The 21,520-nt window shown below is 29.5% G+C and carries 19 protein-coding genes and 1 other RNA gene; 3 read left to right on the top strand and 17 right to left on the bottom strand.

What is annotated here, in order from left to right; genetic code table 11:
- The 11 genes from BN854_RS04345 to BN854_RS04300 all read right to left on the bottom strand — a co-directional run bounded on the left by BN854_RS04345 (nucleotide 1) and on the right by BN854_RS04300 (nucleotide 10,365).
- Nucleotides 1–540: a DUF4256 domain-containing protein gene (locus BN854_RS04345; RefSeq protein ID WP_026659652.1), complete on the bottom strand. Its 540-nt coding sequence runs from the start codon at nucleotides 538–540 to the stop codon at nucleotides 1–3.
- A gap of 63 nt (nucleotides 541–603) precedes the next feature.
- Nucleotides 604–1,518, bottom strand: a complete 915-nt coding sequence (gene pip, locus BN854_RS04340) for a prolyl aminopeptidase (protein ID WP_026659647.1) — start codon at nucleotides 1,516–1,518, stop codon at nucleotides 604–606.
- Between the two features lie 384 nt (nucleotides 1,519–1,902).
- Nucleotides 1,903–2,847 (bottom strand): ABC transporter permease, encoded by a 945-nt coding sequence (locus BN854_RS04335; protein ID WP_026659637.1) that lies wholly within the window; start codon nucleotides 2,845–2,847, stop codon nucleotides 1,903–1,905.
- A gap of 2 nt (nucleotides 2,848–2,849) precedes the next feature.
- A complete protein-coding gene (locus BN854_RS04330) occupies nucleotides 2,850–3,962 on the bottom strand; it encodes an ABC transporter permease (protein ID WP_026659631.1) in 1,113 nt (370 codons plus the stop codon).
- Complete coding sequence (locus BN854_RS04325) at nucleotides 3,955–5,463, bottom strand: ABC transporter ATP-binding protein (RefSeq protein ID WP_026659626.1); 1,509 nt, start codon at nucleotides 5,461–5,463, stop codon at nucleotides 3,955–3,957. The genes BN854_RS04330 and BN854_RS04325 overlap by 8 nt, the downstream gene beginning before the upstream one ends.
- Nucleotides 5,464–5,531: 68 nt before the next feature.
- Nucleotides 5,532–6,608, bottom strand: a complete 1,077-nt coding sequence (locus BN854_RS04320) for a BMP family lipoprotein (RefSeq protein ID WP_026659621.1) — start codon at nucleotides 6,606–6,608, stop codon at nucleotides 5,532–5,534.
- 837 nt (nucleotides 6,609–7,445) lie between these two features.
- The gene (locus BN854_RS04315; RefSeq protein ID WP_026659614.1) at nucleotides 7,446–7,934 is read right to left on the bottom strand and encodes an NUDIX hydrolase; all 489 of its coding nucleotides are present in this window, start codon (nucleotides 7,932–7,934) and stop codon (nucleotides 7,446–7,448) included.
- 162 nt (nucleotides 7,935–8,096) lie between these two features.
- Complete coding sequence (locus BN854_RS08110) at nucleotides 8,097–8,357, bottom strand: GNAT family N-acetyltransferase (RefSeq protein WP_026659608.1); 261 nt, start codon at nucleotides 8,355–8,357, stop codon at nucleotides 8,097–8,099.
- A gap of 155 nt (nucleotides 8,358–8,512) precedes the next feature.
- Entirely contained in the window at nucleotides 8,513–9,130 is a 618-nt protein-coding gene (locus BN854_RS04310; RefSeq protein WP_026659601.1) for a peptidylprolyl isomerase, read from the bottom strand.
- 278 nt (nucleotides 9,131–9,408) lie between these two features.
- Entirely contained in the window at nucleotides 9,409–9,618 is a 210-nt protein-coding gene (locus BN854_RS04305; protein ID WP_026659594.1) for a hypothetical protein, read from the bottom strand.
- Nucleotides 9,619–10,029: 411 nt separating this feature from the next.
- Nucleotides 10,030–10,365, bottom strand: a complete 336-nt coding sequence (locus tag BN854_RS04300) for a hypothetical protein (RefSeq protein ID WP_045959773.1) — start codon at nucleotides 10,363–10,365, stop codon at nucleotides 10,030–10,032.
- 13 nt (nucleotides 10,366–10,378) lie between these two features.
- Between BN854_RS04300 and BN854_RS04295 the strand changes: the two genes are divergently transcribed.
- A complete protein-coding gene (locus BN854_RS04295) occupies nucleotides 10,379–10,828 on the top strand; it encodes a DDE-type integrase/transposase/recombinase (RefSeq protein WP_331707416.1) in 450 nt (149 codons plus the stop codon).
- Nucleotides 10,829–10,913: 85 nt separating this feature from the next.
- Here the strand turns inward: BN854_RS04295 and BN854_RS04290 are convergent, their stop codons facing one another.
- From BN854_RS04290 to BN854_RS04275, 5 genes are all read right to left on the bottom strand, one after another.
- Entirely contained in the window at nucleotides 10,914–11,528 is a 615-nt protein-coding gene (locus BN854_RS04290) for a hypothetical protein (RefSeq protein WP_026659569.1), read from the bottom strand.
- Between the two features lies 1 nt (nucleotide 11,529).
- Complete coding sequence (locus tag BN854_RS07485) at nucleotides 11,530–12,672, bottom strand: DUF262 domain-containing protein (RefSeq protein WP_026659563.1); 1,143 nt, start codon at nucleotides 12,670–12,672, stop codon at nucleotides 11,530–11,532.
- Between the two features lie 12 nt (nucleotides 12,673–12,684).
- Nucleotides 12,685–15,054: an N-6 DNA methylase gene (locus tag BN854_RS07565; protein ID WP_026659555.1), complete on the bottom strand. Its 2,370-nt coding sequence runs from the start codon at nucleotides 15,052–15,054 to the stop codon at nucleotides 12,685–12,687.
- A 154-nt stretch (nucleotides 15,055–15,208) separates the two neighbouring features.
- Nucleotides 15,209–15,549, bottom strand: a transfer-messenger RNA (tmRNA) gene (gene ssrA / locus BN854_RS07560).
- Nucleotides 15,550–15,601: 52 nt separating this feature from the next.
- The gene (locus tag BN854_RS04275; protein ID WP_026659550.1) at nucleotides 15,602–16,234 is read right to left on the bottom strand and encodes an SGNH/GDSL hydrolase family protein; all 633 of its coding nucleotides are present in this window, start codon (nucleotides 16,232–16,234) and stop codon (nucleotides 15,602–15,604) included.
- Nucleotides 16,235–16,365: 131 nt separating this feature from the next.
- Between BN854_RS04275 and BN854_RS07480 the strand changes: the two genes are divergently transcribed.
- Nucleotides 16,366–16,956 (top strand): helix-turn-helix domain-containing protein, encoded by a 591-nt coding sequence (locus BN854_RS07480; RefSeq protein WP_084600832.1) that lies wholly within the window; start codon nucleotides 16,366–16,368, stop codon nucleotides 16,954–16,956.
- An 8-nt stretch (nucleotides 16,957–16,964) separates the two neighbouring features.
- Here BN854_RS07480 and BN854_RS04265 read toward each other — a convergent pair whose 3' ends face one another.
- Nucleotides 16,965–18,305, bottom strand: a complete 1,341-nt coding sequence (locus BN854_RS04265) for a hemolysin family protein (protein ID WP_026659536.1) — start codon at nucleotides 18,303–18,305, stop codon at nucleotides 16,965–16,967.
- 345 nt (nucleotides 18,306–18,650) lie between these two features.
- On the opposite strand from BN854_RS04265, the gene BN854_RS04260 reads away from it, so the two are divergent.
- Nucleotides 18,651–21,419, top strand: coding sequence for a cation-translocating P-type ATPase (locus BN854_RS04260; protein ID WP_026659528.1), 2,769 nt, complete (start codon nucleotides 18,651–18,653; stop codon nucleotides 21,417–21,419).
- Nucleotides 21,420–21,520: the final 101 nt, after the last annotated feature.

Genomic DNA, 21,520 nt, shown 5'->3' with positions numbered 1-21,520 from the left:
TTACCTTTCCACAAAGACTAGTTTAGTTCTAAAACCTCTAGCTTCATAATATGAATCTGCCCCATTATGATAAGTAAACACTTTATTATATCTATTATCACAAAAAAGTGCGCCACCTAACTCTCTAATCTCTTTCGGCGTTAAAATCCAACTAGAAGTTTTTAAATCAACTGGTTCTAATGTTTGTAAGTATAAGTAGTCTTCTTGATTTAGGAGTTCTACTCCCATAGTTTCAGAAAGATTAAGGGCACTATCTTTAGGAGGAAACTTTTTTCTACCTATAAGAGCATCATTATCATAGCATAAACTTCTTCTTCCTTTAGGTGTTTCTTTAGAACAATCCATAAATATCAATTTAGCATGATCAGGATCGTAAAAAATAACATCGGGTTCTCCACCAGTTTTTTCCATGTTAGAAAGTGATTCTATTTTCGATGGATCTTTTTCAATCATTTTTACAACAATATCCCAACTAACATTAGGGTGTCTATGCATATTATTTTTAAATCTTGTTTCTAATATCTTTAAAATAGATTCCATGTGAACACTCCTTTTATGAAGCTTTACTTTATTATACCTTTATTTTAATATATTAATGAATTTTTAACTTTCTAGATCTTTCATTATATTTTTTAAAAGTCTAAAAGATTCTTCCTCATAAGGACTATGTCCGCTTCTTTCAGCTGTATATAATATTCCGTTATTTAATTTTTCATGTAACTGATATGCACCACTTAATCTACAGTCAACATCATATCTGCCATGAACTGTGTAAATAGGAATATCTTTAATTTTATCTACCTTATTTAAAATATAATTATCATCATTCCAAAACATTTTATTTTCAAAATAGTAACATTCTAATAAGGCAATACTAATATCTCTTTTAGTAATCTCTTCTTTAATAAATTCCTTTTTTTGAACCAAATTCACGACTGAAGATTCCCAATCAGACCATATTTTACAAGCCTTCATTTTATTTTCTTCATCATTTGAGGTGAAAATTTGATAATAAGCATTCACTAAATTTCCTTGTTTATCTTTTTTAATAAATTCTTTAAACTTATTATGTTCTTCTGGATAAAAGTATGAAGCTCCTTCTTGATATAGCCATGAAACATCTTCATTTCTCCCTAAAAAGATACCTCTTAAAACAAGTGATTCGATTTTTTCTGGATGCTCAATTGCATAATAAAGGGCCAGCGTACTTCCGTAACTTCCACCAAAGACAGTTATTTTATTTAAATTAAAGTATTGTCTAATTAATTCAATATCAGATGCACTATGCTTAATTGTATTATTATGTAAGCTGGCAAAAGGTTTAGAATTACCGCACCCTCTTTGATCAAAGGCGATTACATACCATTTGTTTAAATCAAAGAATGAAAAAGACTTTTCGTTAATACTTCCTCCAGGCCCTCCATGTAGGAAAATAACTGATGGGTTTTTACTATTTCCTCTTGTATAGATAGCTAGTTCATGTCCGTCATTTGTTTGTAAATATAAATCTACTTTCATTTTATATACCTCTTAAAATATAAAATGTTAACACTTTTGTGTTAACATCTTATTTATTTATTTTTTAACTGGTTTTGGAGCTGGTTTACCTGCAGGTTTAGCTACTGGTTTCACTGCCATTTTATTCACCCTTTCTTAATTTTTATTGTCAAAAACAATGTCTTTAACGGGGTTAATTTACTTTATATCTGTTGATAAAAAAGCAACTTATTTGGCAGTTTATATGTAAATAGACCTTATATTGACCTATGGCTTTATTATATACCATATTCTATTAAAAGAAAAGTGGGTTAAGAGCATATTATCATTATTTATTCAGATTATTTAGATAAAATTTTATATCCTAAAGACCCATCTATCTGATAGTATATTTAAAATGAATTTCTATCTTTTATCTTTCTCATAAACTTGTCCAATTGATTTCGGAGCCCTACTATTTTTAGAAGTAAATGCTAATACCACTAAGGTAATAACATATGGAAGCATTTGATATATTTCACTTGGAATACTTACTCCTTGTAAAAAAGGAATTAGCGTTGGAGCACTTGCTACTGTTCTAAAAAATCCAAAGAACACTGCTGCAAATAAAATTCTTCCTGGACGCCAGTTACCAAATATTAAAACAGCTATAGCTAAAAACCCCATTCCTGCAACTGTGGCATCAAAAGAATTTGAAGTGGTTGCTACAAATATCACGCCACCCATTCCTGCTAGAACTCCTGATAAAATAACTGATAAGTATCTTATTTTTTTAACTGATACCCCTTGTGAATCAGCAGCATGTGGATTTTCACCAACAGCTCTAATTCTTAAACCAGTTTTGGTTTTATATAAAAAGACCCAGACGATAATTAAAATCACAATACCTATATAAAAACTAAGATATGTATTTTTAAAGAATAAATCTCCAATAAAAGGTATATCCCCTAACAAAGGCACTTTATCTATTCTAAAGTTTGATTTGAATTTAATTTGTTGTGCTCCAATCACAATTCTTGCAGTAAAGATTGCAAAAGCTGGGGCAAATAAATTGATTGCTGTAGCACTAATGGTTTGGTCTGCTTTCATAGAAATAGATGCATAAGCATGTAGGCTTGCGACTAAAGCACCTATAAACCCTCCTGCTAAAATACCTATAAAATAAATAAACTGAATAGGCATGTTACTTGCTTCTAGTCCTTTTATTATCCATATTCCACAAAAAGCTCCCAATAACATAATTCCTTCTAAGGCTATATTGGTAACACCACTTTTTTCAGACATCAAACCACCTAAGGCAACTATTAATAAAGGAATTATACTAATAAAAGATAATCTAATTAATTCCATAGTTAATTTTCCTCCTTAACTGTTTTTTTCATGCGTTTATCTTTTAATCTCTTAAATATCATTTGAAGCCCTATTGAAATAGAAATTGTATAAACGATAACAGAAATAATGATATCAATGATTTGTGGTGGATAACCATTAATTTGCATGTAGAAACCACCTTGTCTAATGTGGCTTAAAAATAGTCCAGAAAAAATAGATCCGATTGGATTAGTTAAACCTATTAGAGCCACAGAGATTCCATCAAATCCTGCAGGCAGTAAGTCATATGTTGTTCCTAAATTGGTACCAATTACTAAATAATTAATCGCTCCTGCTAGCCCTGCGATACCACCTGCTATAGTCATTGAACTAATAATGCTTTTTTTAGCATTCATTCCAGCGTATTTACTCGCATCAGGATTAAATCCAGATGCCTTTAATTCATAGCCCAGCGTTGTTTTTTTAAATAGATAGTAAATTAATATACCCACTATAATTGCAATAAAAATACCTATATTAGCATCAGAACTTCCAAAAAGAAACTTAAGTTTAGGCAGTTCAGCACTAGCTTTGATATTAAGTGACTTGGCATAATCTACATTATAAACATTAGTCTTGACTAAAAATACTACAAGAAGTGTACCAATATAATTCAACATAATACTTGAAACAACTTCATTAGTATTAGTGAATGCTTTTAAAATACCTGGAATAGCTCCCCAGATTGCACCCGCTAGAGTTCCCAGAATTAATGCTACTATCCAATGAATACCAGATGGCAGATTCCATAATACACCAATATGAACAGCTACATAACCACCGATAATCATTTGTCCTGGAGTTCCTATATTAAAAAGACCTGATTTAAAGGCAACCACTAAAGAAATACCTGTTAAAATAATCGGAGTCGCTTTAACAATAACGTCACCGACACCTTTCATTCCGATACCTAATCCACCAGAAAGCATCTTAATTAAACCTGGGAAAGCACCTGCTGGATTAAATACTAACATTATAATAAAACCGATTAAAAGTCCAATACCAATAGCTATTAAACTGGGTTTTATAATTGTAAATAATTTAAGCAAGTTTTTATTAATAGTATTAACTGCCTTTTTAAATTTCTCATTCATTTTTAACACCTCCACCAGACATGTAACATCCTAGTATTTCAGGAGTAACTTTTTTGGCATCAAAATTTCCGACGATTCTACCTTCGTATATCACAAGGATTCGATCAGATAAGTTAATAATTTCATCTAATTCGTAAGAAATAAGTAAAACTCCCTTTTTATTTTTTCTCTGTTCTAATAATTCGTTATGAATCATTTCAATTGCCCCTACATCAAGTCCTCTTGTAGGTTGAAATGCAATTAATAAATCGTGATCTTTCTCAATTTCTCTGGCGATAATTGCTTTTTGCTGGTTACCACCACTCATACTTCTCACTTTTGTTGAAATGCCGTAAGCAGATCTAATATCATATTTTTCACTTAATGTTTCCGCGTACTGATTTACTTTTTTATAATCTATCAAACCATATTTTTGAAAATCTTTTTGATAATATCTTTCTAAAACTAAATTTTCTGCTAAACTAAAGTCTAAAACAAGTCCAAATTTATGTCTGTCTTCAGGTATATGAGAAATACCATGTTCGTTTTTTCTTCTAACATTTAGGTTGGTAATATCAATTGAATTTAGTTCTATTTTACCTGATGTGATACGTGTTAATCCTGTAAGACATCTGACTAATTCAGTTTGACCATTACCATCAATACCTGCTATCCCTACTATTTCTCCTCTACTAACACTAAAGGAAATTTGGTCTAATATTTTTTTATGCTTTCCTTCTAAAGTTAACTTATCTATTTGTAAAACTGTTTCTGATTTTTCATAATCATTCTTATCATAATTTTTTTGAATGGGTCTACCAACCATTAATTCAGCCATTTTATCAGTTGATGTTGTTTCAACATCAACAGTAGCTATTTTTTTACCTCTTCTTAAAATTGTGCATTGTTGTGCTGCCTTTTTTATTTCATTTAATTTGTGTGTGATAAGAATAACAACTTTTCCTTCATTAGAAAATCCTTTGATAATAGATAAAAATTCATCAATTTCTTGTGGTGTCAAAACAGCAGTTGGTTCATCAAAAACTAGAATATCACTATCTTTATATAGCATTTTTATGATTTCTACTTTTTGTTGTTGCCCAACAGTTAAGTCTTGAATTTTAGCATCTAAGTTTAATTCCATATGGTATTTTTCCATAATGTCTTCTACTTTTTTTCTTGCCTTTTTAGTTTTTAGAAAACCATTTTTACTATCTTCTGATCCTAAAATAATGTTTTCTAAAACTGTAAAAATATCTACTAATTTGAAATGTTGATGAACCATTCCTATTTTATATTTAGTTGCATCATTTGGTGTTTTAATGTTAACTTTTTGTCCATTTATGAATATATCGCCTAAATCTGCTTGATATAGACCAAAAAGAATAGACATTAAAGTGCTTTTACCCGCACCATTTTCGCCTAATAATGCATGAATTTCTCCTTTTTTAGCAGTAAAATCAACATGATTGTTAGCTACTAAAGGACCAAAGGATTTTGTTATATTTTTCATTTCTAACATATTTATACCCTCCAAAGATAATTTAAAACAGAGGGTATTTTAACAATACCCTCTTAATTTAAAATATATTATCCAATTTTAGTAATTAACTGTGGATCTACTGTATAGTCAAGACCTTCAATAAATGTCTTTAATTCTGTTCCTGAATTAGGAACTATAATATTTTCTTCTACTTTTTTTAAGATTTTGTTATATTGAGCAACTGTGAAGTTTTCAAATCTACTTGTTTCCATTGGAAGTCCTACTGCTTTATCATGGACATCTAATCTCCATGTCATTCCGCCTGGAAATTCGTCTTTATAAAATGCGCCTAAAGCTTTGATAGCTGCTTCTCCTACTTTTTTAAGTGCTGAAGTTAAAACTGAATCTGAATCATCTGCTTGGTCACTATCAACCCCAATTACCCATTTGCTTGCTTCTTTTGCAGCACTCATTACTGATGAACCAGCGCCACCTGCTGCAGCATGAATCACTTCAACGCCACCTGAGTACCAGCTAGATGCTTTGCTCTTATATGCATCACTTGGGTTGAATGTTCCTAGATAATCATAATTTTCTGCTTTAAATGAAAAATCGCTTAGAGCTTTTTCCTTAGCTGCATAATATGCTCCTGCAATAAAACCGACACCAAATGATCTTACAGCTGGAACTGCAATTCCACCCATAAATCCTAGTTTACTAAACCCTTCTTTAACAGAAGCATATCCTGCTAAAAAGCCGGCTTCTTGTTCTTTAAAAAAGATTGATAAGGTATTAGCACCTACTGTTGCACTATCGTTTGAAGATTTTTTAGGTGCCCCATCTAAAATAACAAATTTAACATTAGGATATTTTGCTTGTGCTTGATATACAGGCACTTCAAAATAAAAACCTGGTGTTAAAATAATTTTTGCTCCACCAGCAACTGCTAAGTCAATTGATGTTAAATAATCAGTATCTGTTTCCCCAGCTGGCTTATAGTACTTATGCGTTTTATTATTTTCTTTAGCATAGTCTTTAATGCCCTCCCATGTTCCTTGATTAAACGATCCATCATCGATGTCGCCTGTATCAGTGATCATGGCAATTTCATATTTTTCTCCGCCACATGCTACAAGTGTAACTATGGCTAAAAGAACTACTAATAGACTTAGTAATTTTTTCATGTATTCGGTCTCCTCCTGAACTTAGTTTGTTAAGTTCTATTATAGATTATCTTAAAAAGATAAAATTTTCAATGCATTTTGATTTTTTCGTAATATTATAGTAAAGAAATAGCATATTAATGTGAAAATGTCCAAATAAATCAAATCCAAAGAGCTCTTATAAGCAATTATTATAGTCAATTTCAACATTTTTTTATATTTAATTATCAATAACAAACGATATTTTATATTGTTTTAACTATACTGTAATACTTTCAATTTAACTATTTGATTGTACTAATCGTTTAAGGGGGGGGCTAATAAGTACCCTAATTCAAATAAAGGAGTTATAAGAATTGTTGGTATTGCAATAGTTCATTTTAGTTTTCTTTCTAAAAACCTTCACCAATAACCTCATTTGTTTTTGTAATAAATGTAAATGCACTTTGGTTATTTTATGAAATTTTTTTTGAGATTTATAATTGTTGTCATGTCTAATAAAATGACTACCCATCTGTAAAGTACAAAACAAATAAAAATGGAATATTTAATTTTTGACTAATAATTTTTCGATAAACTTCCATGCCACCACCAACAAAGAATCCACCAAATAACAATAAAAAAAGCCACTAAAAAGTGACTTTTTACATCAATTATTTAATAATTGACGCGCTCTATTTCTAGAGGCCGGGACTGGTTACCCTTGTATCTATATTTTATATGATTATAAAATTAATGTCAATGTGTTTTTTATAGTTGAATTAGTTTTAAGTGAGACGAATATGTTTCCTATTTTTCTTTTTTAAACTTATAAACCAAGCTATCCTTAACCTTTTTTTATTATATCGCAAGATATGCCTATTCAAATGTTGTTATAACTTTAATTTTATCTTTAATTTCCTTTAGCTCATCTGCAAAGAATAGGGGATATGCTTTATAATCAGAAAAATTCTTAATAGGTATCCATACTTTTTCTTCCATTGCACCAAATGAACCTTGGCTAATTATAAATTTATCATTATCATTTTGCTTCATTAAAAAGTAAAATGCAATTTCATGACATAACTCACCATTATTTTCAAAAAAATTTTCATGTATAAATTGGAGTCTATCAATCTCATAACGATAACCTGTTTCTTCAAATACCTCACGTAAGCAAGCTTCTTCAATTGTTTCTCCGATATGAATTGCTCCGCCTACTGAATAATAATAGTCATCTATATCGTTTTTGATCATTAAAACATGTCCTTGCTTAATGATAATTCCGCAAGATCTAACTCTAAATCTTTTGTCTTTAGCTATAATAAAAGCATCTATTGCTTCTTTATTTAAGTTACTATTATTCATTAATAACCACCACTTTCTAAACTTACTAATAATATTTTTTATTCTACGCACACTTTTCCAATAAAGTAAGTTATTTTGTTATATAGGTATATATTTTAATCTTTAGTGACTTTACCAACTAATATTATTGATGAGTTAATTTTAAGAGTTCCATCTTATAAATTATAAGAGAAATCCCATCCCTAATAATTTCGTGTTCTTTAACCATAATAGAGTTTCTCTTTTCAAAAACAGTATAGCGGTAATACTTACGTCTGTTGTTATACTTTGAGATTTAACACTACTTTCAAGATGGTTGCAAATAAGTATATCAATGCTTCTTCTTTGATGCTCATAGCTAACAAATAGATGATTTAAATATCTGCTATGGCTAATATCACCAAAACCCACTATTTCGTCATTAATAACGGCAACGATGGTCATATTGTTTCTAAGTGACTTATTCCAAGAAAACCTATCGATTCTCTTCGAATCTCAAACTTCTAATTGTGCATTTGAATAGTCTTTATTATTTACCTTATGAACAGTATTTGTAAAAAGTTTCTATTATTTTTATTCATTATTTTATCTTTTGGTAATTAACTATAAACTACACTTGATGGTTTATATCCATTTAGCTCAACAGTAATACTTTCAATGACAACATCTTTTATGGGAGCATCATTTATTGTATTAACATTAGCAATTTTATCAAGGACATCAAAACCACTTGTTAAAGCACCAAAAGTTGCATAGTTACCATCTAAGTGAGGTGAATCTTTGTGCATAATGAAAAATTGACTGGTTGCACTATTAAAATAGTTGGTTCTTGCCATAGATAATACGCCTCTATTATGATTAAGTTTATTTTTAAATCCATTACTCATAAATTCTCCATTAATAGAATCTTTAGTGTTGTTCACAATTCCGCCTTGAATCATAAAGTCACTAATTATTCTGTGAAAAGTGCTTTTAGTATACGCTTTTTCTGTTATATAGTCTATAAAATTATTAACAGTATTAGCAGCAACCTTTGGAAACAATTGGGCTTTCATAGTTCCAAATCCTTTAACCTCAATTAATATTTCAGGATTTGAGTCTTCTAGATATGTATAATATGGTAAATCTTTTAGTTCTTTTTTTTCTTCTACTTTATTACAGCTAACTAATAAAATGGAAAAACATATAATTATTAACATTGTCACTATTTTTTTCATAAGTTACCTTCAATCTGCATTATTTTAAAAATATTTTTATTTATTATATCATAAAATTTGCTCATACATTGTGTTTTTTAAAAATAGAAAAAGCACTCACGTATTCGGAGTGCTTCCCAATAACAAGGGAACACCTTGATATCTCATCAGGTATATTTTATAGTATATGATTACTTATGTCAATTAATAAAATAATCTATTACCATTAATAGTTACCTTCAATCTTATATTCACCTTTACTACATAAAAAATATTAAAAGGTGATTTTTAAATATTTCTTATACTTCACTAATTGAAATCAAGTACTTTCGGGATATTAAAATATACTTAACTGTATTTTTTCTCGCATTGATTACTTTAATTTTAATGAATGATTCATCAAATTCCATTAAAGTTCCTACATATTCTTCTGGTATAGACGCTTCAACAAAATGTCTACTAAAAGCTACTTTAACAAATACTTCTTTATTTAAAAACATCTCAATCATAAGTTCCTCCAATATGCGATACCAAATACTGTGATACGCTATTTTTTATTTGAATTTTTTAGCAAATTGCAAAGTGACGTGATTTTTTTATTTTTAATAGCATGTTTCCATGCTCACTATTTAAATAAATTTTCTTATCTTAATATTTAAAGATTATTACACATTCACTGTTTCTATAGTTTCTTTCTTGTATATATTAAAATAAGCAATCATTGAAACTAAATCATTATTCATTAAAGTGTTACTCAAGGCAGTAATTATCTCATTTTCTTGAAATTAATCTTTATAAATGATTATTGGAATTGGCATGCACTTATTTCAATTTTACCATAAAGATTAAAAGGACCTATATCTTTTTTATTCATACTTTTCTTTTTATATGAACAATTAAATAATTTACTTATTTAAAAACTACAAAAAGAACTCGCCATCATATTTCAATTTTTTTAAATCTACAAAATAAAACTTAATTCCATAGTATGGTGCAAATAATAGTCCAATAAATCCTCTTATCCCAATTTCATACCCAAGGCTCACACTATATCCTAATCCAGAATTTTTTATTTTAAAAAGGTAATAAGTTATCATTTGTGGAATAAAACTGATCCAAAGAGATACAAATATGCAAGAACTAATCTTACTTATATTCCAACTCATAGAATTATCGATGAAATAAAATAAGATGACCATATTAAGAAGTAATATAGAAATAGCAGTAATAATTATTTTTACTTTATATTTATTCATTTGCTGACCTCTCATAAACAATAAGTTCTATATTGCAGTTGTCATGAATTTATTTTCTAGAATGATTATTGGATATGCTGTTTCTTGTAGAATTGATAATAATATTATAATCAATGCCTTTAAAACTGCCTATGAAAATAGAGATGCTCCTGAGGGTGTTACTTTCCACAGCGATCAAGGTTCGAATTATACTTCTCATCAATATCAAGATCTTCTAACAACTTTAAAAATAGAACAGTCATTTTCAAAACGAGGCACCACTTATGATAACTCAGTTATTGAAGCATTCTTCACTAATATGAAACAAGGTTACTTAAATAATAGAACTTTTACTTTTCTAGATGATTTAAAACTTGCTGTTTATGATTATATAAAGTATTACAATGAGAAAAGTCCACATGAATCACTTGGATTTAAAACACCTTTAGCATTTGAAAATGACTATAAAAAAACAAACGCCTAAACGCTTGTCTTTAAGTCTAAGTATTGGACTTCCGCAAAAATGCGGTTCTTTTACCGTTTGCTTTACATAACATACTAATCTACTATTAGTCAGAAGTGCTTAGACTAAATTCTTTTATTTCATATGTGTTATTTTTGTCAATATCTTCTAAGTCTAAGAATGGAATAATTATGTTCTCAATCCAGTAAATATTGCACTCGAGAATATTTTCATTGCTAACATATTCTCTAACCATAGAATTGCTTACTTCCATGCTTACTAAGTTTTCAAGGATTTGATGATTAGGATGTGCCAGTTTATTTCTGAGTTCATTGAGCTTTAACAATGCACTTCTCATATTAACTTGATTGCCTTTTTTCTTATAAACATTAAAATCTAGTAAATTAAATTTATCATTACTTAAGTTGTCAACTTCATGTAACTTCAAAATTTGAATAGTTCTTATAGAATTTATACTAATTTTTTCAACATCTGTTAAATCCATTGCCTGTGTTGATATCTTTAGTTGATTAAAATGATATAAATCAGCCTTAGACTGTAAAAATAATAACGTCTTTATTGTCGATATAAGTTTATGATTCTCACTTCTTTCAGAGCACAATGAAAAGTAAAGACCAAATTTATCTTTTAACTTTGTCTCTAAAATATTAAATAAATATATGTACTTACCAATTAATGGATAAAAGAACTCTAAATTCATATTATAAAAAACTCTTTATAAGATTCAGTCTCATGTTCACATTTGACGTAGTTGCTGGAGAAATTTCTAATGTTTTGTTAAACTTCTCAGAATCTATTGCTTTTTGTAAAACATCTTTCAAATTATTGGCATTAAGATTAGTAAATATCGAAGAAATTGCATCAATGTAGTAGTCTTTACTTATGTTTGAATGTGATTTCAAAAACTCATGTGAGTCTAAAGTTAAATCAATAATTCTATCAATTTCATTAGACTTGAAATCACCCTCTTTTTTAAATTTAAGTAGAACAGAATTGATAAAATCTTTTGGTCTTGAATTATAATTAACTGCTTTTATCTCGTTATTTTGATTAGTTATAGAATATGAAAATGCGATACTTCTAAAAAATCTTCCAAAGTCTTTTTTCTTTTTAATTGCTTGCTTTGTGAACATATTTTTATATCTTTCATCATTCTCTAATGATTTCATTTTATCGGAGATATACTTCATCAGTGGTGAATTATATAGTGCCAACCTTATCTCATCTGGAGTTAATATTACCGCGCCTTTATTTATCCTAGAAAATATATCGTATTTAATTTCATCATCTGTTTTGGTTGTTATGACATAGCAATCCAAAGTGTGAGAAAGCATTTCATCAGCAATTTCTTGATAATCTCTATATATTTCATCAAAAGACTTGTTATCAAAATTATCATAATAATCCATGTATTTTTTTTTAAGTGTATATTTAGGATCATTAATAAACTCTTGTAAAGTACTTAATCTCTGTTTCCCATCAACCACCTCATAAAGTGTGCGTCCCTTATCTCTAATTTCAGCCAAGTATATAGGTGGAACAATTATACGCATGAATAATGATTCAATAAAGGAATCTTTCCTTTCTTTATTCCACGTTAAAGATCGTTGATAAGAAGGTTCCATAGAGAATGTTTTGCTTCTCAATTTATCTACAATTTCACCAACACTCCAAGATTGTTTGACAATACCCAAACTATTAAGTTTTTCTCTTTTATTTGAGTAATAATCTTTATCATCCAAATCTAGTGATTCTATATCATTCTCTGCAACTTGAGGATCGTCAGATAAATCTATCAAATCTATCATTTCATCTCTATCTAAAAGTATTTCTTTATTAGTCATATTAGTTCTCCTTTACTCCCAAACTTTATCCATAATTGAATCAATTTTTTCAAAATCAATATTTTTATCTTTTACTGGAAGCAAGATATTTTCATTATAAAGTCTATCCAGAGTCAACTTTCTTCCATATGAATACTTAAAGGCAATTTTATTGGCTAACGATGCTATAAACATTGCTCTATTAATACTAATATCAAACTTTGGAAATAAAATCCCCACATCTGAATTAGCATTAAAAGCATAAGGATGATACGCAAAATATCCGCATGATCCATTAAATGAAACGGTCATAAGATTTTCGTACATTGCTTCAACATTATAGTAACCTATAACTCCATTATTTATTTCAGTAGTTGATACTACTGGTGTATCGCCTTCTTCAATACTATTTAAACTGCTAACTTTTCCTCTTTTTACATCAAACAACATGCTTATAGGAATTCTTTGCCAATTAGTTGTATCAATAACTCTATTTTTTGAAGAATTTAGATTTTTGATATAGTTATTCAAATATTTCATATCTTCAGATGTCATACTACCTGATTGAATAGTATATGCCATATAAGATCTCATTGTTTTTTTAATATCATTAGTTGATAGATTTGAGAAGTCGACGTTCATATATGCTTCACATAACCACTCATCTTCGTGTGTTACACATTGTAATGCAGTTTTTCCATCAACTGCTCTCTTTAATTCATATAATTCCAGCCATTCTTTTTTAATTTCTTCCCATTTGTTATAATAATCGATTCTACCCATTTTTTTTCTCTTTACAAATCCATCATCTGCATAGTATCCAAAAAAGGTTGGCTTTGTAGAATCATGTGGTGTATGAGCTTGCCATACCATTACCGACACCATTACACCTGTTGGATAAAATATGTCTTCAGGCATACTAAATACAGCTTTAAGTGTATGATTTCTCATCAATCTTTCTCTGACTTCCTTGTACTTAGTTCCTATTGCAGAACTTTTTGGTACAACAGCTACTACCAATCCTCTAGGTTGAATATATTTTAAGTGTTGTTCAACAAATTCTAATTCATTTTTATCTTCTTGAGAGTATGGTGGATTAATTAGTCCTAAAGTGATATTTTTTTTACTTATTTGATTAAAAATTTTAGGATCGAAACAGTCACCATGAAAAATGTTAGATTTACCATCTTTTCTAATAATCATATTAGTGATGGCTAATGTATACAAATCCATATCTAACTCAACACCATGTATTTGATTCTTCTTAATATTCACTATTTCTTCAGCATTTGCATTTTTACACATTTTTGCCATAGCTGTAACCAAAAACGATGCTGAACCACAACATATATCTAAAACATTAGTGTTTTTGTTTATTTCACCCAAATCACACATAAATTCTGTCAAATGTTTTGGAGTTAAAACAATTCCTAGTCCCTTACCATCTCCACCACTGTATTTAATAAATTCATGATAGAAAATGCTTAGTGCATCTTCAGTATATTCATAGTGATTCATCATCGGTAGAATGCGCAATTCTAATTGCTCTATGAACCAAGCAAGTGATCCACTTTCTCCTAGAGAAATGGTCTTTAATTTTTCATTAGTTTGTATTTTTGTAAATGATAGTTTTATTGAATCTATTTTTTCTCTTTTAATGTCGCTGTCATTGAGTATGCGTTCAATAGATCCAATTAAAGTGTTGATAAGTACCGATACATCCGATATGTTGTTCCATGAATTCCTAAAACCAGCATCCTGAAGTGCTATTAGAATACCTGCAATAAAAATCGGTTTGTCTTTTTCGGAAATTTTAATTTGTCTTAATTTTTCATGCATAATTAAAGATAATTCTCGTATTTCTTGCAGAGAAAATTTTCTTTGTAGTTTCATTCCATTAGCCAAATTTAAATAGTTCAAGGGTTCTAATATGGTATCTTTGGCTTTATTTAATTCTTCAGGACTTTCAAAACCTTTTTTCCAATAAAATGTATTAACCTTTATATTATCCTTAGAATCACCACTAACTGCCACAGCAATAACATTGTAATCATCCTTAAGATGTTTAGCATAAAACAACGCTCCATCAACAGCAAATTTTTTAGGCATATTAAAATCAGCACTTGAATGTAATCTTGCCTTTGGCTTGCACTCAACTACTAGAATTGTATTTTTATCTTTATTAAATGTAATGATAAACTCAGGTTTTGCTTTCCCGGTGCTAACTGAGGTCAAATCTTTCAAATCAGAAAAATCTGGTTTTCCACCCATTTTTTTCAAACTTGAAATAATCTTTTCAAAGTTTTTGGCATCTCCCTGCGGAAATACATACCCAAAATCATTTTCCCCTAGCTGCACACCACTTTCGCGTATGAATATCTCTTCAGTTATTCTCTCACTCATTTTTACAACCCCTTTATTATTATAGTTCTATAAGAAAATCTTGCTATTTTTTTATAAAATATCATAAAAAAATAAGACACTATCCAAAATAAACAAAACAGTTGGCATTTTTAGGGGTTCAACCCTCTTCGTGTCAACCAATTGAATATATGGATGGTGGAGATGAGGGGAATCGAACCCCTGTACACGATTATTCTGTTTATATGGTCTACATGTTTAGTTCATTTCTTAATCTCATACAAACACTTTAAATGAACAAAAAATGTTTATACCAGCCTTTTATATTCATAAACTATCCAAGGCACTATAGTTTATATATCTTACTAAATTGGCCTTACTTAAATCGTAAGAAAATTTAAGGTCGGCGCATGCTTTTTCTTAAGCAGCGAATTGTAATCTTTGATTTCCGGTTATTAAAAACCTCAACGTTTTTACTTGCGTAACCAAGACATGCACATATAAAGTTCCTAACCATGGCGAATCCAGGACATCCCCATGCATTAGTATTTTATACTAATACGTAGGAAATGTAAAGTAATATCTATATTTATAGAACTAGATTTCTCAATTTGTTCATTAAGATACTATTAGCTTTATCTTGACCAAGAAGATTTAAACTAACGCCATCTTCACTTAATAAAGTTTCTTTCTTATTATCATTCATGAATTCTTTATTTAGATCTATTAGTTTTGTATCATACTTAACAAACAATTCATATATTGTTAGATTATATAATTCATGATATCTAGCAACTTTTTCTTCTGTTTTCAATGTACTTGCTAAATTATTTTTATCTTCAATTTGAGTTAAAATCCAATCATAATATTTTTTAGCCTCAAGTGGTGGTAAACTAATCAACACTGGTTTAATATGATTTTTCTTCAATAATTTAATAATCTTTTTATATGTTTTTTTAAACTTTTCAAATGATGTTTTAGGTAAAAATATTCTTTTATCATCAGTAGTTTTCCAAACATATTCCCAATCATTACCACCAAAAGATAATACAACAAAATCAAAGCTTTTATTAATCTTTAAGATTTGTTTTAACTTTTTATACCCAGTATCAATTGTCATTCCAATCTCAGTAACATCTTCAATATTATATTCTAATGCTTTATTTGCTTCAATTGTCTTCTTACTAATCAATGAATTTCCTAATAAAAGTATTTTTTCCATATTACTTCACCTCACCCTATTACTATACTATTTTTCCAATTTTATTCCTACCTACTTATCATTTTGACAAAAATAGAGTTTTTTTATTATAATCTACTGACAGTAGAATAGCTTTATGTTATAATACTTTTATGGAAAATAAAGACATTATGGCACTTACGATAGCCAAAAACATCACTTTTTATCGTAAACAACTTAATTTAACTCAATTTGAGTTAGCAGAGAAACTAAACTACTCTGATAAATCAATTTCTAAGTGGGAAAGGGCAGATGGTATACCTGATGTTGCTACACTAGTAGATTTATCTAAACTATTCGGTGTTACCTTAGATCAATTAGTCTTTAAAGAACCTAGGAAAAACGCAACTAAAAAACGTAGTAGAACATTATTAAGCTATTTTTATGCAAGTATTATATTCGCTGTAGCAACCCTTATTTTTGGTCTATTTACTTGGTTTAATGTTGAGTATGAAAATTGGCTTTTATTTATATGGGCTGTTGTTGGATCATCTTTAAATTTGCTTATTTTTAATATCGTTTGGAAAAGAAAAAAAGAGATTATCTTTTATCAAATAATTCTCCTTTGGACTTCTGCATTACTATTATTTTTACATCTTAATTTTAATGGATCCTACTTTATATTTATATTTGCTGCTGCAGTACAAATATGTATGTTCATGCTATTTTATATTATTTATAAACCTAGACATCAAAAAAATTAATGGCAACCTTATTGGTTGCCATTTTCTTCTTTTATTTCAGTTTCTGTTATTTCTTCTTTAGGTTCTAATTTAGTCACCTTAACACTTACAACTACTCTATCTTCATAAGTAATACCTTCAAATTGATAGCCATTATATTCGACAACAATTTTTTCATCATCTTCTGGAAATCTTCCTAGTTGTCCTAACATAAATCCACTTAAAGTATCATAATCTTCAACTGGCAAGTTAGCGTGTATTTCATCTTCAACATCGTCTAAATCAGTTAATCCATCAATGAGATATTCATCATTAGAAACATGTTCAATTTCAATTTCTTCATCATCATATTCATCATCAATATCACCTAAGATTTCTTCAATTAAATCTTCGATTGTAACGATACCAGCTGTTCCGCCGTATTCATCTATGACAACTGCAATATGAATCTTTTGTGCTTTCATCTCTTTAAATAATTCACTAACATTCTTAGAATCTGGAACATAATAAGCTTCTCTAATGACATTTTGAATTTCAAATGTCTCTTGTTTTTTTGAAAAATATCTAAAGACATCTTTAACGTGAATAATTCCTACAATATTATCAATACTTTCATCATATACAGGAAATCTTGTATATCTTTCACTGTTAATGAATTGGATTAATTCCTCTTTTGTTATTTTAATATTTACAGCTGATACTTCTGTTCTGTGTGTCATAATTTCAGAAACAGTTGTGTTATCAAACTCAAATATATTTTGAATCATTTCATTTTCGTTTTCATCGATAACTCCCTTTTTCTCACTAGAAGATAACATTAAACGAATTTCTTCTTCTGTAATTTGATTTTCATCATCTCCAGGTTTAACCCCAAAAATTCTTAAAACTAAATTAGCTGAAGCTGTTAATACCCAAACAAACGGTCTCATGATCGTGGCGATCACTTTAACTATTGAAACTGTAGCATATGATACCTTTTCAGGTGCTCTCATTGCTAAACGTTTAGGAACGATTTCTCCAAAAACTACTTGGAAATACGTTAAAACTAACATTACTAGAAAGGTGATTACTGGTCTTAGTATGTTCACAGGAATGCTTGATGTTGCATTTGTTATACTGTTTACAAGTGCTTCTGAAAAGGCATCTGCGGCAAGCGCACCATTTAAGAAACCTAATAATGTAATACCAATTTGAATTGCTGATAAGAAATTTGTAGATTTATGCATAAAGTATTGTACTTTAATTGCTTTCTTATTTCCATTTTCAGCATCCGCATTAACTTTATTTTCGTTTACTGAAACTAAAGCTATTTCACTGGCAGCGAATATCGCATTTAACCCTATAAAGACAATAATTAATACTATTTGCATAATTTTGTCCCCCAGTTGACTATTTGATACCTTTGCCCATTACTGCTCTCGTCCATATTTATGAATTTTTTCCTCCGACTTCTATAAAATATGATAGGAATATCATACTATAAGTTAGCAGTTTTGTCAATGAATCCCACTATATTAACATTTTTACATATTTTTTTCTTGAAGTTATTTTTTCTTTATGATATGATTATATCAGTGAAGGGGAGTAGTTTCCCAATTAAATTAATCGTCAATACGGCGTTAAGCCCGGTTAATTTCAAGTCATTAACTTGTAACGAGACCTTCTAGACCTTAAAAGGTCTTGTTGGTCTTTTTTAATTATATAGGAGGAAAATAATGGAAAAACAAGTTTACCAGCAAACAAAAGATGAGTTACTAAAGAGTTTCGATACAAACGAAAAATTAGGCTTATCTGAACAAGAAGTTCTTATTAGAACTGAAAAATACGGCAAGAACAAGCTTGCTGAAGCAAAGAAACGTTCATTATTCTTACGTTTCATTGATCAATTAAAGGACTTCATGGTTCTTATATTGATTGGTGCATCACTTCTTTCATTCTTAATGGCTATTTTAGAAAAGAAGCCTGAAGAAATGTTTGAAGGTGGATTAATTATCGCAATCGTCTTGATTAATGCTTTATTAGGTATTATGCAAGAATCAAAAGCTGAAAAAGCACTAGAATCTATTAAAGCTATGTCTTCACCTCATGCAAAAGTAATTAGAGGTGGTAAAGACTTAATTATTGATGTTGCTGATTTAGTTATTGGTGATATTGTTGTTTTAGAAGCTGGTGACTATATGCCTGCTGATGTTAGAATTATTCAATCAGTTAACTTAAAAGCTGATGAGAGTGCTTTAACTGGGGAAGCTGTTCCAGTTGAAAAAAGTGCTTTACCTTTAGAAGATTTAAATATCCCTTTAGGTGATAGAGTTAACTTAGGTTTTATGGGAACTGTTGTTACTTATGGTAGAGGACTAGCAGTTGTTACTTCTGTTGGTATGGATACAGAAATTGGTAAAATCGCTGCAATGCTTAATGAAACAGAGTCTGATACGACTCCATTACAAAAAAACATTGCTCAATTAGGTAAATTTTTAGCAATCATCGCATTAGCTATCACTGCTGTAATTTTTGCTATTACTATTATTGAAGCTTACGCATTTAGTAATGCTCCTGTTACATTTGAAGTTTGGAAAGATGCTTTATTAACATCAGTTGCGCTTGCAGTTGCTGCTATTCCAGAAGGCCTTCCTGCAATTATTACTATTGTATTAGCACTTGGTATGCAAAACCTTGTTAAACAACGTGCTATTATGAGAACATTGCCTGCAGTTGAAACACTTGGTTCAACTACTATTATTTGTTCTGACAAGACTGGTACTTTAACTCAAAACGTAATGACTGTTCAAGAGTTATACTTAAATAAAAATACTCAAAAAGTTTCTAACTTGAAAATGACCCCACAAATTGAACGCTTAGTTTCATACGGTGTTTTATGTAACGATACTAAAATTAGAGAAGAAAATGATAGTTTTGTTAAAATTGGAGATCCAACTGAAATCGCATTTGTTGACTTAGCAATTACTTTAAAAGAAAATCCTATTACAATCAATGCTTCTTATGATAGAATTCATGAATTACCATTTGATTCAGAACGTAAGTTAATGACTACTGTTCATAAATTTAAAGACGGTATCTACGCAGTAATTAAAGGTGCTCCTGATGTTTTATTCAAACGTACAAAATTTATTGATGACAACGGCTCATTAATTCCAAACGATGCTCATACAATAAAAGAATTTGAAACTGCTAATAATAACATGGCTGATAAAGCTTTAAGAGTTTTAGCAATTGCTTATAAAAAAGTAGATAATGTTAAAGATGTTTCAAAATTATCATATGCTGATTTAGAAACTGATGTGACTTTATTAGGTTTAGTTGGAATGATTGACCCTGCAAGACCAGAAGCTAAAGACGCAATCGTTCAATGTAAAAAAGCTGGTATCACTACTATTATGATTACTGGTGACCATAAAAACACTGCAGTTGCGATTGCTACTGAATTAGGTATTTTAGGTAAAGATGATATTGCTATCACTGGTCATGAACTTGATTTATTATCAGATGATGAATTTGCTCAACGCTTAGCTCATATTAGAGTATATGCTCGTGTAAGTCCAGAAAATAAAGTTAGAATTGTTAAAGCATGGCGAGCAACTGGTTTAGTTGTTGCGATGACTGGTGATGGTGTAAATGATGCTCCTTCTATCAAGCAAGCAGATATTGGTATTGCTATGGGTATCACTGGTACAGAAGTTGCTAAAGGTGCTGCTGATATGGTCTTAACAGACGATAACTTTGCTACAATCGTTAATGCAGTTTCTGAAGGTCGTGCAATCTTCTCAAATATTAAAAAGTCTATTCATTTCTTATTAAGTTGTAATATTGGTGAAATTGTAACAATTTTCCTTGGTACAACATTAGGTATCCTTTTATTTGGTGAAACAGTAACAACTCTTACTGCTGCTCAAATTTTATGGGTAAACTTAGTTACAGACTCATTAATGGCTATTGGATTAGGTTTAGAACCAAAAGAACCAGATATTATGGACTATGCTCCTAGAGACTCTAAGAAGTCAATTTTCAGCGATGGTCTTGGATTTAAGATTGCTTGGCAAGGTCTAATGATCGGCTTATTAACATTCGCTGCTTACTATATCGGTTATACACTTCACTTTGATGAAGCAATCGCTGCATCACAAGGGCATTTAGCTGCTTCTGAACAAGCTCAAACTTATGCTCAAACATTGACTTTCATGGTGTTAGCTATTTCTCAATTAATTCATGCATTTAATGCTAGAAGTGAAACTCATTCACCATTTAAATTAAAGATGAATAAATTCTTAATTATGGCATTCTTTATTAGTTTAGTCTTACAACTTGTTACGGTTGCTATTCCATTTACAAGAAATATTTTTGGAATTCAAGTTCCTACATTACTTGAATGGGGTTTAATTGTTGCATTATCAGTTACTCCATTAATTGTTGTTGAGATTACTAAAATCTTTAATAAAGTAAGTAAGAAGAAAAAAACTAATTTATAATTTTAATTAAAGGAGCTGTAAAGAAATGAAGTAATTCACTACTTCAAGAACTTAACAGTTCTTTTTTTCTTATATCTACCGTGAACTATGTGGATAAAATC

Origin of the sequence: Alteracholeplasma palmae J233, assembly GCF_000968055.1 — a bacterium.
Classification (GTDB): Bacteria; Bacillota_I; Bacilli_A; order Acholeplasmatales; family Acholeplasmataceae; genus Alteracholeplasma; species Alteracholeplasma palmae.
Note: the sequence above shows the minus strand (reverse complement) of the source record. Positions and strands in the feature narration are given on the sequence as shown.

Excerpts from the sequence above, each read along its gene's own strand:
- BN854_RS04345 (WP_026659652.1), bottom strand. The coding sequence starts at position 540 with ATGGAATCTATTTTAAAGATATTAGAAACAAGATTTAAAAATAATATG.
- pip (WP_026659647.1), bottom strand. The coding sequence starts at position 1,518 with ATGAAAGTAGATTTATATTTACAAACAAATGACGGACATGAACTAGCT.
- BN854_RS04335 (WP_026659637.1), bottom strand. The coding sequence starts at position 2,847 with ATGGAATTAATTAGATTATCTTTTATTAGTATAATTCCTTTATTAATA.
- BN854_RS04330 (WP_026659631.1), bottom strand. The coding sequence starts at position 3,962 with ATGAATGAGAAATTTAAAAAGGCAGTTAATACTATTAATAAAAACTTG.
- BN854_RS04325 (WP_026659626.1), bottom strand. The coding sequence starts at position 5,463 with ATGTTAGAAATGAAAAATATAACAAAATCCTTTGGTCCTTTAGTAGCT.
- BN854_RS04320 (WP_026659621.1), bottom strand. The coding sequence starts at position 6,608 with ATGAAAAAATTACTAAGTCTATTAGTAGTTCTTTTAGCCATAGTTACA.
- BN854_RS04315 (WP_026659614.1), bottom strand. The coding sequence starts at position 7,934 with ATGAATAATAGTAACTTAAATAAAGAAGCAATAGATGCTTTTATTATA.
- BN854_RS08110 (WP_026659608.1), bottom strand. The coding sequence starts at position 8,357 with ATGACCATCGTTGCCGTTATTAATGACGAAATAGTGGGTTTTGGTGAT.
- BN854_RS04310 (WP_026659601.1), bottom strand. The coding sequence starts at position 9,130 with ATGAAAAAAATAGTGACAATGTTAATAATTATATGTTTTTCCATTTTA.
- BN854_RS04305 (WP_026659594.1), bottom strand. The coding sequence starts at position 9,618 with ATGATTGAGATGTTTTTAAATAAAGAAGTATTTGTTAAAGTAGCTTTT.
- BN854_RS04300 (WP_045959773.1), bottom strand. The coding sequence starts at position 10,365 with ATGAATAAATATAAAGTAAAAATAATTATTACTGCTATTTCTATATTA.
- BN854_RS04290 (WP_026659569.1), bottom strand. The coding sequence starts at position 11,528 with ATGAATTTAGAGTTCTTTTATCCATTAATTGGTAAGTACATATATTTA.
- BN854_RS07485 (WP_026659563.1), bottom strand. The coding sequence starts at position 12,672 with ATGACTAATAAAGAAATACTTTTAGATAGAGATGAAATGATAGATTTG.
- BN854_RS07565 (WP_026659555.1), bottom strand. The coding sequence starts at position 15,054 with ATGAGTGAGAGAATAACTGAAGAGATATTCATACGCGAAAGTGGTGTG.
- BN854_RS04275 (WP_026659550.1), bottom strand. The coding sequence starts at position 16,234 with ATGGAAAAAATACTTTTATTAGGAAATTCATTGATTAGTAAGAAGACA.
- BN854_RS07480 (WP_084600832.1), top strand. The coding sequence starts at position 16,366 with ATGGAAAATAAAGACATTATGGCACTTACGATAGCCAAAAACATCACT.
- BN854_RS04265 (WP_026659536.1), bottom strand. The coding sequence starts at position 18,305 with ATGCAAATAGTATTAATTATTGTCTTTATAGGGTTAAATGCGATATTC.
- BN854_RS04260 (WP_026659528.1), top strand. The coding sequence starts at position 18,651 with ATGGAAAAACAAGTTTACCAGCAAACAAAAGATGAGTTACTAAAGAGT.